The organism is Scytonema hofmannii PCC 7110, from assembly GCF_000346485.2.
Taxonomy (GTDB): domain Bacteria; phylum Cyanobacteriota; class Cyanobacteriia; order Cyanobacteriales; family Nostocaceae; genus Scytonema; species Scytonema hofmannii.
On the sequence record NZ_KQ976354.1, the window covers coordinates 1,325,537 to 1,338,208 of the forward strand.

Sequence of the window (12,672 nt, forward strand, 5' to 3'; positions counted from 1 at the left end):
GTCAATTTTTTAGTTTTTGTTGAAGAAGCGAGGGAGTTTGCACCTGCAACTCATCATCAACGGGCGGGGACGCCCGTTCCACAAGAAGGGGATGCCTGTTCCACAAGAAAATGCTCTAGTTCATTCACTTGAAGCCTGCTGTATTTGATGCCTTCGCACTACACTTTGAGCAAATCGAGTTTAGAAAATTGATTTTTCTCTAACAAAAGTGACAAAAAATGGTAGACATACCAAAAAACAATTACATTTTTACAGCACTTTCAAACTGGATCCATATATTATGACGATACAATTTTGGGGCAGTAACTAGCAACTTACGTTACTTTGGGTTTCCTTCATTCAACTAATGATTTGTTTGAAGAATAATCAAGTGGTGACGAGCGCGAGAAGCACCAACGTAAAGTAAATTTCTATCATACTTGTACGCAGTAACAATCAGTGCAAATTGTTACAATTTGTCGGAGTCCTCAGGTTCCACATCAAGAACTACTAATTTGCACGCACAGCAGCAAATGTTGATGATTTGAGCTTATAATATGTCATAGAGATGTCATCGCTTTGGTGCTCAAATTATAACCTATGTCTGAACAGCAGCTTCTAGATACACAGGAAATTGCTATCCCCGACATTAGCCAACTGGAAATCGAGGATGACAAACCAGTGGACAACTTTCAAAGTGAAAAGCAACAACGGTTGCTGGTAGAACCACTCTACACTAACCCTGTGGTGACAACTCCTTTCATTGCTGCGGCAAATGTGGGACTATTCTACTCACCAAAGCAAGACCCACTAGTACCAGATGCTTTTCTCAGTTTGAAGGTGCAAATGCCCGCAGATTGGAGTCTAAGGCAGAATCGCAGTTACTTTGTGTGGGAGTTGGGTAAAGCACCAGAAGTGGCAATAGAAATCGTCTCCAACCGCAGAGGTAAAGAATTAGGTGCCAAGAAAGAAGATTATGCCCGTGTTGGGATTGCGTATTATGTAGTGTTTGACCCCTTGCAACAGATTCAAGAAGCAGAACAAATGAACGGCGCATTATTGCGGGTATATGCGCTGACAGCAGGAAGATACGTAGAAATAACCTCACCTTTCTGGCTAGAAACAGTCGGGCTAGGTCTAACATTATGGACGGGTACGTTTGAAGAACAACCAGGGCTATGGCTGCGGTGGTGCGATCTCAAAGGAGATGTCATTCCAACAGGAAAAGAGTTAAGCGAGCGGGAACGACTTCGAGCCGAGAACGAACGACTTCGAGCAACTCGATTGGCAGAACGGTTAAGAGAGATGGGCATCGATCCGGACACAATTTAATTGCAACAGCCAAATGTGTAGAGCAATAAATCATCGTCAGATTGAGCAAGTGTTGATGGAGGTTATTAAGAACATTACCAAATTTGCTGGAGAAGAATCCGCTTAACGTTTTCAACATCTGATCGAACAAATTGGTAATAACGAACCGCAACAAAGCCATCGAGAAGTGTTTTTTATTGGGTTGAAACCATCCGCACGGGGAAAGAGCATCGGTCAAAATTTACTCAAACCCGTCCTCGATTACGCAGATAAAAACCAGCATCCCTGTTATCTTGTTTCCTCCTCTTCTCGCAATATTTCCTTCTACGAACGCCATGGTTTTGAAAAATATTGCCCCATTAAGATTAGCGACACCTACTCTATGACGGGTATGTGGCGAGATTTTATTAGTAACTAACAAACTCATACTAATCAACTAAGTCGAAAGGTGTGAATTTTCTGACAATATTTGCAGGCAACTATAGGACTCCTATTTGATTTTTGAAATATACGTAGGTAGGGCTATGCCACACACATAAAGCTTTTGTGCGGCATAGCCCTACCTACAGTACTTAGATTTTTTCACGAATCAGATAGGATTGCTATAGTAGTGTAGGTGTCTTGAGTTAACTGCAGTTTATCGGTTGCATAAGTCCGGATAAAGTATGAAGGTGCATTACACAGTGTTAACGCACCCTCCATAGCATTTAATTAAAACGTTATTCTCTTAAACATTTGCTTGGAGAACAATCAAGTGGTGACGAGCACGAGAAGCACCTACATACATTAATTTCTGATGATCTGAATTATTAGGTTCGGTTTCTACTAAAATAACTACTTGACTCTCAAGTCCTTTGAAGTAATGAATGGTGTTACAAAAAATTTCATTTCGATTGGTGTCAGGATCTGCTTTGATACGAAATTGTCCTACCATTTGATTTTGAAGCGAGCCTTTGCGTCTAGTTGTTAGTATCACAATGTCTTTGGTAGCGAAACCTTTATCAATAACTAGATGGTGAAGAAAACGACCAAGTAAATTTTTTAATTGAGTATCGCCTGTATAACGATAGATTTCTACATCTTGTCCTAATGGACATAATGATGACATTGAGTTCGGATTTGGATGAAATTTTAGAACATATTCGTGTACTTTTTGAGTATTACGACAGTTTTTGTTTAAGGGAAAGGGAGCTTCTTCTAAAGGAGGTCTCCAACCAGCATCATAAATGTTTTGATTGCTATCATAAAAGAAATAGAAAATGCCATCATCTGGCTCATTAAGTAATAGTTTAAGTGCGTACCACCAATTTTCATGAAAATCTTGTCCTTCATCGACTATCACTGCATCGACATGCCATCTGATTTTATCAGCAGCTTGTATAAGACGCTCTGGATAAATTTCTCTAAAAAGTTGCTCTTGAGAAAATTGTTCTCTATTTGGAGTAAGAGCAGCTTGACGAGATAATTTTTCACATAATGCATGAAAGTTGTAAACGTGTAGATTTGGTTTCCAACCAAGAGTCTTATCCATGAATTGAGCCAAACTTTTGTTGTAACAGGTTAGTAAGACGCTAAATCCCTGTTCTTGAAGGCGGCGAGCTTTTTCCAATGCTAATAAAGTTTTACCTGAACCAGCGCAACCACTGATAGCTACACGTCGATAACTTGCTATGAAATCCAGCATACCAATTTGTTGTTCGGTTAGCTCTATAAAAGCACTATCATCGTGATGTGATGGAAGTTTGCGAGGATTAGGTGCAATTACTTTGATAAGGTCTTTGATACTTTTTACATCGAAACTATTTCTAGACCGATTAGTTGGTGGATTTTCACCGCGCCAATAGTTCAAAGCTTCCTGAACCCAACCTGATAAATTGTTCGAGTCGGTGCGATCGAGTATAATATTGCGAGGAGCATCTAAAGGTAAACTACCATTTACTTCAACATCAGGAAACGCGACTGCGTGTCCTATAGGAATCCAAAGACTCTTCCAATAAGACAGTTCTTTAAGACGATTAATTAAGTTGTGTTTGCTAGTACACGCTTGTTGAAAAGGATCTTTTATACGCATTTGGTTGCTATACCAGTTGCCTTCTCTACCGTTGTAGTAAATTTCGCCTCCTTTGACTTCTAGTACTAGAATACCTAAATCGGGAGAAGTTATTACAAAGTCAATCTCACCATCTTTCGCTCCGTTACGAATATTACGGGCTTGCCAGCGAACTTGATGAAAAACAGTGAAATTGTCTGATAATTGTTTCTGAAATGCTTGATATAAAAGCTTTTCTGCCTTGCTGTTAACATCAGAACGCAGGTTTTCAGGGAACATCTTTGCCACAAAGTACCTCAAGCTCTATTTTGCGAGACAACATAGCCCTTACTCATCAAATCTAAATGGGCTATTTATAGAGTTCCCGAATACTTGTACGGAGTAACAATTAGTTTAAAATATGACAATTTATCAAAAAATCACTGAGTTGAATTTTTCGGAGATGTTGATTCGGGGAAGATGCTGAAAATATTGTTGTCGTCCTGTGTGGAGGTGACAAAAGCACCCAAGATCGGGATATCGACGACGCAAAAGCCTACTGGAAGGAGTACCAGAGCCGTGAGAGAATTTAGAACACTTGATGAATTTGAAGAAGAGTACTTCCGCAAGCACCCGGAAGAACTTGACAATTATTTGACCGAGATTTTCCAGGAATACGCAAAAGACAACGATTCTGGTGCGTTGCTGGCATCCTTGCGCGTCGTTGCCCGTGTGCGGGGAATCAGCGATCTCGCTGATAAAACAGGCATGACGACAAGCTGGGGGTTGCATAAAGCCCTATCCATTAATGGCAATCCACGCCTTGATAGCATCAATTCCATTATGAAAGACATGGGGTACTATCTCACGCCCCAAAGAATCATGCCCCCAACGACAGAGTGATTACTAGACTTTGAAACCGTTTGCCTAGTATAAGGCATTTGCTTTATGCTAACCTATGTACTTTTCAGTATAGATGTGCGATCGCTTAACACAGGATTAAAAGGCTTTTGTAACGCTAATGCTTTTTCGGGAGTACCAAAATCACCAACATCTTAGGTAGAATCAACTGGTCACCCTTAAAAAGCTGACGGACAATTTTCATAACTTCATCAGTAATTTGTTGGTTGAATTTAAAAGTGTCTCCAAACTGATGATCGGGAGTTATAATTTGCACTTGGTGATTTGCAATCTGGTTGAACCATCGTAAAAATGTGAACTGATGCTGTTCATCACCAATTGACATAAAAACCTTTAAGGAGTTTGTGTCAGCATTGGGTTGAATGTTTAAGACTTGAGTTTTCATACTTTTTTAAAGTATATGCCTTGAAGGTCTCTACATTTAATAAGTAAACTATACTTATATAATACTCATACAACTAAGCAACTTCTATGAATCAAGCTGGAGAAACCAAAAATGAAACTAAAAGTTATTATTCATGAAGCGGAAGAAGGCGGATATTGGGCTGAAGTTCCAGCTATTCCTGGTTGTGCAACTCAAGGAGACACATTTGAAGAATTGCTAGAAAATTTATACGAAGCTATAGAAGGTTGTTTATCAGTTGATCTTGATGCAGTACAGATAACCGATAAATCGAAAGTGATGGAAATTGCCATATGAATTCAATGTCTGGCAAGGAGTTGGCAAAACTCTTAAAACGCAACAACGGTTGGATATTATTACGGGTTCAAGGCAGTCATTATGTATAGGGGAAGCTAGGTAATGCTTCTCGAATTTCTGTACCAATTCATGGTAATAAAGATTTAAAGGTAGGCTTACTTAGACATTTACTAAAAACTGCTGGTTTATTAGAAAATCTATCACAAGAAAAATCTGCAGATGAAACACTTGATGAACAAATAGATCGTAAGGAGTCAGAGTAATAATCTCCGGTTTATTAATTTCCCCCCTCCCCGTATCTACAGTGTACAGACAAGCAGTTTTTACCCCCCTTAATCCCCCCTTAGAAAGGGGGGAAACAGGAAATTTAGTTCCCTCCCCTTGACAAGGGGAGGGTTAGGGTGGGGTAATCGACTTGTGTGTACACTGTAGCTTCCCCATATGCGGAAAAGGGGAAAATTTACTAAGCGCTAAAGTACTTAGCTACAGGGTGATAGGTAATAATCGCCGTTGTAGACTGTTCCGGATAAAGCTGTTCGCTTTCATCCATGTGTAGGTTAATGCGATCGCATCCCAACAACTCCAGTTGCTTGTACTGATCCTGAATATTCGGACAAGCCGGATACCCAAAACTATACCGCGAACCTTGGTAGCGTTGTGCCAAAATATCCCGAATGTTATCCGGTTCCTCAGCACCAAAACCCAACTCGCGACGAATGCGAGCATGAGACCATTCAGCAAGCGCCTCCGCCACCTGCACGGCTAAACCGTGAAAATACAGATAATCCGTGTATTGATTATTTGCAAACAACTTTTGAGCAAACTCAGTAGCAATATGCCCAACAGTCACCGCCTGCATTGGGAACACGTCCATGACTCCCAACTCCTTCGGTGCAAAGAAATCTGCAATACACAACCTCCTCGCAGACTTCTGCCTTGGAAACTCAAACTTAGCTACTGTCTTAGTGGGATGGGTATCTTGCCCGTCATTCGATTTATAATCTTGCCCGTCATTTGGTTCATAAACATACAAAATATTCCCCTCAGACTGACAAGGAAAATACCCGTAAACCACCTGCGGATGCAATAAATTCTCCCGAACAACTCGCTGCTTCCACTCCTCCAAAATTGGATAAACCTTCCCATCCAAGAAAGCTTGGTACTCCTCCTTAGATTGTTCCTTCGGCTTGCGGAACTGCCATTGTCCAGCAATCAAAGCTTGTAAATCCAAATGCCAGAACACTTCCTCCCAAGGAATATCCTCTAGTTGAAGAATCTTCGTTCCCCAGAAAGGCGGAGTCGGACGATTGATATCCACCGCCACAGCTTCAGAGCGTCTGGTATCAACTTCTTTTGGTTCGTGCCAGTTTTTTTCTTTAACTGCTTTCTCTCCTGAATGTTTGTGACCATTTCCTGACAATTCAGCAGCTTCAGCAAATTCACCCAAAAACCCTTGAATATCATCCCAATGCCCAACAGATTTTGCTGGCATTAATTTATCCATGAAATTCAAGTCAGAAAATGCGTCTTTGCCATAAACCACTCGACCTTTGTAAGTATTCTGGCAATCTTCATAGACAAACTTAGGAGTCAGCGCCGCACCGCCCAAAATGACAGGGACGGTAATTCCTTTTTCATTGAAAATCTCCAAGTTTTCTTTCATAAACGCAGTGGACTTCACCAACAAACCACTCATAGCGATACAATCAGCTTTGTGCTTTTCGTATGCTTGAATGATGTTCTCCACCGGCTGCTTAATTCCTAGGTTAATCACCTTGTAACCGTTATTGGACAAGATGATATCCACCAAATTTTTACCAATGTCGTGAACATCCCCCTTCACTGTCGCAATGATAAACGTACCCTTAGCATTATTACCAGATTCTGACTTTTCCATGAGAGGTTCAAGATAAGCCACTGCGGCTTTCATGGTTTCAGCAGACTGCAACACAAAGGGTAACTGCATTTGTCCGGAAGCAAACAATTCGCCTACCACTTTCATGCCATCTAGCAAGATGGTGTTGATAATATCCAAAGGAGGGTATTTTTCTAAAGCCTTTGTCAGGTTTTTCTCTAAACCAATACGTTCTCCATCAATAATATGGCGCTTGAGACGTTCTTCAACGGGTAAACTTTCATCAACACCTTTGTCGCGTTTTGTTGTTACCCCTGCAAAAAGCGTTGTGAGTTCCGCTAAGGGGTCATAAGTGCAAATATCTCCCTCAAAAGAACGCTCATCATAAATCAACTTGTGGCAAATTTCTTGATGGCGTTCCTCAATTTTTGCCAATGGTAAAATTTTACTAGCACTGACGATCGCAGCATCCATTCCAGCTGCCATCGCCTCGTGTAGAAACATTGAGTTCAACACAATTCGCGCTGCTGGATTCAAACCAAAGGAGATGTTGGAAACACCCAAAATCACATGACTTCCGGGCAATTCTTGACGGATGCGGCGAATGGCTTCGATAGTTGCCTTGCCGTTTTCACGGTCTTCTTCGATACCAGTAGAAATCGGGAGAGCAAGAGTATCAAAAAAGATTTCATGTGCTCCGATCCCATATTCTACAGCTTGACGGTAGGCACGTTGGGCGATCGCAAACTTTCTATCAGATGTTCGCGCCATTCCCTCCTCGTCAATTGTACCAATAATCACACCTGCACCGTATTTCTTCGCCAGTTCCAACACCTTCAGAAAACGGGATTCTCCATCTTCATAGTTAGTAGAGTTCAACAGGCATTTACCACCTGCCACTTTTAGCCCTGCTTCCATCTTTTCCCATTCAGTGGAGTCAAGCATCAATGGCAGTGTTACATTATTAACCAATCGTGACACCAACTCGTGCATATCACGCACGCCATCGCGTCCCACGTAATCAACGTTGACATCAAGAATGTGTGCGCCTTCTTTGACTTGCGCCTTAGCCATTGAAACCAACCCGTCCCAATCTTCCGCATTCAGTAATTCGCGACACTTTTTGGAACCACTGGCGTTGAGTCGCTCGCCAACAATCAAGAAGGAATTATCTTGAGTGTAGTTTTGAGTGCTGTAAATTGACGCTGCTGCTGGTTCTAACTCAGGATGTCTGACCTTTGGCTTTAAGTCTTTGGCAATTTCTGCTAATTGTTGAATGTGTTCCGGACGTGTCCCACAGCAACCCCCTATCACTTGGACACCCAAATCTTCAACAAAATTCATCAATGCCATGCGTAATTCTACAGGTGTTAGACGGTAGTGTGCTTGACCGCCGACGTTCTCTGGCAAACCCGCATTCGGAATACAGGAAACAATAAACGGTGAATGCTCGGAAAGGTACTTGATATGTGGTTTCATCAAGTCTGGACCTGTTGCACAGTTCAGACCGAGAATGTCAATTGGGTAGGGTTCTAAAATTGTCAGTACGGCGTTGATTTCCGTCCCTACCAGCATGGTACCCATCGATTCCATTGTTACGGATACCATCAATGGACGGCGATCGCCTTTCTTAGCAAAGACTTCTTCAATACCATTCAGCGCCGCTTTAATTTGCAGTACGTCTTGGCAAGTCTCAACAATAAACAGATCCACCCCACCATCAAACAGCCCTTCCGCTTGTTCGGCAAAAGTAGCTTTCATCGTGTCAAAATCGATATGCCCCAAAGTTGGCAGTTTGGTGGTTGGTCCGATGGAGCCTGCGACAAAGCGGGGTTTTTCAGGGGTAGAAAATTCTGCCGCCACACTCTTTGCCAGTTCCGCAGCTGCTTTGCTCAGTTCATACGCCTTGTCTGCCAAGTCGTATTCTGCCAAAACAATAGAAGTACCGCCAAAGGTATCCGTCTCAATCACATCCGCACCAGCTGCAAGAAAGTCGCGGTGAACTTTTGCTACTGCTTCTGGTTTTGTGAAAACGAGGTACTCGTTACAACCTTCATATTCAACACCACCGAAGTCCTCTGCAGTGAGGTTTTGGGTTTGCAAGTTAGTTCCCATTGCACCGTCAAAGACGATAACTGGGCGATTGGGGCTATGCAAACGTTCCAAGAAGGGATAAGTCATATTTTTTCCGAGAAATTTAGAAGTCAAAACAATGTTTGACTTAAATCTATCAAAAATAATATGGAAGGGTAAGAATCCCCGTGATTTATCCGGGGGATGAAACCCGACTCATAGGGCTTTAGCCCGATGTTTCTCTTGCCCACTGTTCAATTAATTCGCTAACACTAACACCCATTACTTCAGCTTTTGTTTTTAATATTTGCCAAGCTGTAGGGGTTAACAAAACGGTACGCTTTGTTTTGATTTCATCATGTAAATATGGGATATTTTTTTGACCTTTTTGACCTTTTCTTGTTGACATATTTAGCTATGCGGTGTAAGCTAAATTCAGCCTAGCAAAACAACAGGAGGTGAGTCAACTGTACCGAACAATCCCAATTAGGGTAAAGTTTACAGACATTGAACAAGCGTTTTGGGTAAACCAGTGCCAGCACGCCAACAGCTTGATTAACTGTGCGATTTACCACATTCGTCAAAGTCATTATGTAAGGTTAGAAGAATCTGGGAACGCCTTCACAACTTACTGGCGTGGCGATGAATTGCGCCACGGCTGGAAAACCTACAGGTGTAATACGACTTATCCAGAACTAGATAAAATTCTTAAAGACAATCCACATTACAAAGCTCTGGCAGCACAGTCGGCACAGCAAACACTAAAGTCTGTAGGAGAGTCAATTACTAGTTACAACGGACTTGTTAAAGCGTATTACAACGGCGAGGTTGATAAGCCATCTTTACCCAAGTATCGCAAAAAAGGAGGCTTAGCAGCAGTTACGTTTCCACGTCAAGCACTCAATTACAGAAATGGTAGTTTTTATCCATCAATCAGTAAAGAAACTAAACCACATTTATTAACTGAAATCAAATTACAACTACCAGATTTCATTGATTTGGACTGGGTAAAAGAAGTTACGGTGCGCCCTTACTACGGAGAGTTATGGATTGATTGGGTTATTGACGATGGGAAACAACTAGTTGAAATTAATCCCAATCTTGATTACACCCAAGCATGGTCGTTTGACCACGGTGGAACGAATTGGCTAACGGGTGTTTCTACCCTTGGTAGAAGTCTAATTATTGATGGTCGCAAGCTGAAATCAATGAATCAAGGCTACTGTCGTCTAGTCGCCAAATACAAACAGGGTAAGTTTGATTTTTATTGGGACTCCAATCTTGACAGAGTGCAGCGCAAACGTAATAACCAGATGCGTGATGCCATCAACAAAGCAGCAAGATTCATTGTGAATCGCTGTCTGAATGACCGTGTTGGCAACCTTGTTATTGGTTGGAATCAAGGACAGAAAAATGGTTCCGACATGGGTAAACGTGGGAACCAGAACTTTGTGGCAATTCCCACCGGACGATTGATTGAACGACTCAAACAGCTTTGCCCAGAGTACGGGATTGTATTTACTGTTACGGAAGAGGCGTACACTTCCCGCGCATCGTTTTTGGATGGCGATTTATTACCGAAATTTGGTGAAAAACCCGAAGGATATAAAACGTCTGGAACTCGCGTTACACGAGGAACTTACAAGACCAAAAACGGGATACTCGTCAACGCGGATTGCAATGGAGCTTGCAACATCCTTGCTAAAGTAGCCAGACAGCTAGGCGTTAGCCTAGCCAAGCTGGGTAGAGGGTCTTTGACAGCCCCACATCGGTATGATTTATTCTGCAATCTCAAGAAAACATTTCGCAATTCGTTGCGTAGTGTGTCTTTAGACCACGGAGCAAGATCCATGTAGAATCCCCCGTGTTTCAACCGGGGGAGATGTCAATATTTTCTATTTTCCTAAATTTTAGGATTTCGGAAATGCGGTCTAAAAAGTTTTCAGTATAATAACAATATTCATTAATTCACTTTCGAGTTCAGCATAGAAAAGACTCTTCGTCCGCCACATTAATTTGGATGAGTAAGTTTGCTCAGATCCCCGACTTCTCAAATTAAGTTGAGTATCTTGTAGCCCTTCACTGCTGTATTGGAAAAAATTTACAAATATTTAAAAATCTATACAATACAAAATTTTATCTGAGAAAGATACAAGTAAAATAATAATGAGGCATTGGCGACATTGCGCCAGCCATGCTGCATTAGTTAATCGGTGCTTTCTGCTGAAGGAGTTGAGTTCTGAAAATTTCAGAGTTTTGCAGAAGCTGGATTTCAAGGATAAAGCTTTGTTGTTTAAAAATACAGAATTCTGATTTCTTCGTTCGTTTTAGGTCAGATTGAAGGGTGCATAAATTGTGTAGGTAATACCTACTACTATATATAGCAATCCTATTTGATTTTTGAACTACACGTAGGTACTTAAAGTTTTTCATAAATCATTTAGGATTCCTATAGTATGCGATCGCTTGTAAAAGAATCACAGAGTTTCCAGTAACACTTAATTTTTAAGGAGAAAAACGTAATATGTCGAATACTATCAATAATTCTCGTGACTTGCTGCCTTCTAATATAGAAGAGATTAGGTTAGGTGACACGGAAAAAAAATTACAACATAGTCCTTTTTTAATAGCATGGTCAAAAATAAATGCTTTTTTTAAAAGAGAGCGAGTGGAGAGTGAAGTAGAATCACAACAAGAGTCTCAAGCCACAATCGACTATGCAGATTCTACCAAAGAACAATATTCTTACACTCGGTTCACAGATCGAGTTGACCCGTCTGTTTACTATACAATTTTCTTTTCTCAAAAACGCTTGGACAGTGACCAGTAACCAGTAACCAGTGACCAGTGACCAGTGACCAGTTAATTCCTATACTTAAAAGTAGGGAATTTGAATAATGAATCAATTTATTTGGTCAATAAATAATGATGCAAGTATCGTATACGTAGACCCCTCACCTCCTTCCCTGGCTCCGCCTGGGAATGGCTGACTTGGGAGGCGGAGCCTTTCATATTCAGGTTAAATGATATGAATCTGAAATTTTTCAACCATATTTTAAGAAATTCCTCTAAGGTGAGACACACTATATATCTGTAATTGCGTCCACAACCACTTTTGCAGATGTCATTAAATAGTGTGTAAAAGCAGCATATCCATTCGGACAGCGAGTTTTGATAATAGCTAAATCAATCTCAGAAGCTAAGTTCCATCTAATTTGAAGCGGACGTTGATTGCTACTTTTTTCAGAGAGATAAGTTGATTCTGCGACCGCTGTCTCTAAACAATCTTTTGTATCGTCTAAACTTTCTAAATTTTCAAGTTGTTCAAGCTCTACACCTAAAATCTTTGAAACAGTTTGAGTGTCAGCTAGCAACCACGTCTCGAAATTTATAATCGCTAAACCTCCTGCACTGCGATCGCTAATTGGTTGCTCGTTGACATCTAAGTGATTTTCAGGAATTTTATTCAAAGCACGCTCTAAACGGCTCTGTCTTTCAGACAGATTGTTATCCGCATCAGCCACAATGACAATCATATTTTTAATAATTCCACCATTTTATGTAGCAACCAAGGATGAACTCCATTCTCAATTTCTTCAAAACAAATGATACTTGGAGTATTTTCTTGATATAACGCAGTTAAAAAAGCTAGAATTCTAAGTGTTCCATCTGATATATCAAAAGTAGGAATATGATGTTCTGAGGGTTGAGAAGTAAGCACGCTTAAATATTTTATCTTTTTTTGGCAACTTGTAGAAAGGTATCTTGTTATTTTAAATTTTTATACTTACTTAAGTATACCAA

14 protein-coding genes are annotated in these 12,672 nt (G+C 40.9%); 7 read left to right on the forward strand and 7 right to left on the reverse strand.

Annotation, left to right across the window (positions count from 1 at the left end):
* Window positions 1-343: 343 nt before the first annotated feature.
* The gene (locus WA1_RS61565; RefSeq protein WP_148662924.1) at window positions 344-439 is read right to left on the reverse strand and encodes an ATP-binding domain-containing protein; all 96 of its coding nucleotides are present in this window, start codon (window positions 437-439) and stop codon (window positions 344-346) included.
* Between the two features lie 140 nt (window positions 440-579).
* Between WA1_RS61565 and WA1_RS05785 the strand changes: the two genes are divergently transcribed.
* On the forward strand, window positions 580-1,311 hold the full coding sequence (locus tag WA1_RS05785; RefSeq protein ID WP_017748154.1) for a Uma2 family endonuclease: 732 nt from the start codon (window positions 580-582) through the stop codon (window positions 1,309-1,311).
* A 130-nt stretch (window positions 1,312-1,441) separates the two neighbouring features.
* Window positions 1,442-1,708 carry a GNAT family N-acetyltransferase gene (locus WA1_RS58530; protein WP_272819410.1) on the forward strand — a complete coding sequence of 89 codons (267 nt, stop codon included), beginning with the start codon at window positions 1,442-1,444 and terminating at the stop codon, window positions 1,706-1,708.
* Between the two features lie 309 nt (window positions 1,709-2,017).
* Here the strand turns inward: WA1_RS58530 and WA1_RS05795 are convergent, their stop codons facing one another.
* The gene (locus WA1_RS05795) at window positions 2,018-3,619 is read right to left on the reverse strand and encodes a nuclease-related domain-containing DEAD/DEAH box helicase (protein WP_017748152.1); all 1,602 of its coding nucleotides are present in this window, start codon (window positions 3,617-3,619) and stop codon (window positions 2,018-2,020) included.
* Between the two features lie 279 nt (window positions 3,620-3,898).
* On the opposite strand from WA1_RS05795, the gene WA1_RS05800 reads away from it, so the two are divergent.
* The gene (locus WA1_RS05800; protein ID WP_026135179.1) at window positions 3,899-4,222 is read left to right on the forward strand and encodes a helix-turn-helix domain-containing transcriptional regulator; all 324 of its coding nucleotides are present in this window, start codon (window positions 3,899-3,901) and stop codon (window positions 4,220-4,222) included.
* Between the two features lie 115 nt (window positions 4,223-4,337).
* Here WA1_RS05800 and WA1_RS05805 read toward each other — a convergent pair whose 3' ends face one another.
* Window positions 4,338-4,625, reverse strand: coding sequence for a hypothetical protein (locus WA1_RS05805; RefSeq protein ID WP_017748150.1), 288 nt, complete (start codon window positions 4,623-4,625; stop codon window positions 4,338-4,340).
* 111 nt (window positions 4,626-4,736) lie between these two features.
* Between WA1_RS05805 and WA1_RS05810 the strand changes: the two genes are divergently transcribed.
* Both WA1_RS05810 and WA1_RS59430 read left to right on the forward strand, forming a co-directional pair.
* Window positions 4,737-4,940 carry a type II toxin-antitoxin system HicB family antitoxin gene (locus WA1_RS05810; protein WP_017748149.1) on the forward strand — a complete coding sequence of 68 codons (204 nt, stop codon included), beginning with the start codon at window positions 4,737-4,739 and terminating at the stop codon, window positions 4,938-4,940.
* 113 nt (window positions 4,941-5,053) lie between these two features.
* Entirely contained in the window at window positions 5,054-5,203 is a 150-nt protein-coding gene (locus WA1_RS59430; protein ID WP_272819411.1) for a type II toxin-antitoxin system HicA family toxin, read from the forward strand.
* Between the two features lie 200 nt (window positions 5,204-5,403).
* Here the strand turns inward: WA1_RS59430 and metH are convergent, their stop codons facing one another.
* Both metH and WA1_RS05820 read right to left on the reverse strand, forming a co-directional pair.
* Window positions 5,404-8,976 (reverse strand): methionine synthase, encoded by a 3,573-nt coding sequence (gene metH, locus WA1_RS05815; protein WP_017748148.1) that lies wholly within the window; start codon window positions 8,974-8,976, stop codon window positions 5,404-5,406.
* Window positions 8,977-9,094: 118 nt separating this feature from the next.
* Window positions 9,095-9,277: a hypothetical protein gene (locus tag WA1_RS05820; protein ID WP_017748147.1), complete on the reverse strand. Its 183-nt coding sequence runs from the start codon at window positions 9,275-9,277 to the stop codon at window positions 9,095-9,097.
* Window positions 9,278-9,326: 49 nt separating this feature from the next.
* Here WA1_RS05820 and WA1_RS05825 point away from each other — a divergent pair, with 49 nt between their 5' ends.
* Window positions 9,327-10,724, forward strand: coding sequence for an RNA-guided endonuclease InsQ/TnpB family protein (locus WA1_RS05825; protein ID WP_017748146.1), 1,398 nt, complete (start codon window positions 9,327-9,329; stop codon window positions 10,722-10,724).
* A gap of 668 nt (window positions 10,725-11,392) precedes the next feature.
* Window positions 11,393-11,698, forward strand: coding sequence for a hypothetical protein (locus tag WA1_RS05830; RefSeq protein WP_017748144.1), 306 nt, complete (start codon window positions 11,393-11,395; stop codon window positions 11,696-11,698).
* Between the two features lie 253 nt (window positions 11,699-11,951).
* On the opposite strand, the gene WA1_RS05835 is transcribed toward WA1_RS05830, so the two are convergent.
* Window positions 11,952-12,404 carry a hypothetical protein gene (locus WA1_RS05835; protein WP_017748143.1) on the reverse strand — a complete coding sequence of 151 codons (453 nt, stop codon included), beginning with the start codon at window positions 12,402-12,404 and terminating at the stop codon, window positions 11,952-11,954.
* Complete coding sequence (locus tag WA1_RS05840) at window positions 12,401-12,589, reverse strand: AAA family ATPase (protein ID WP_017748142.1); 189 nt, start codon at window positions 12,587-12,589, stop codon at window positions 12,401-12,403. Before WA1_RS05840 ends, WA1_RS05835 begins: the two co-directional genes overlap by 4 nt.
* Between the last annotated feature and the right edge of the window lie 83 nt (window positions 12,590-12,672).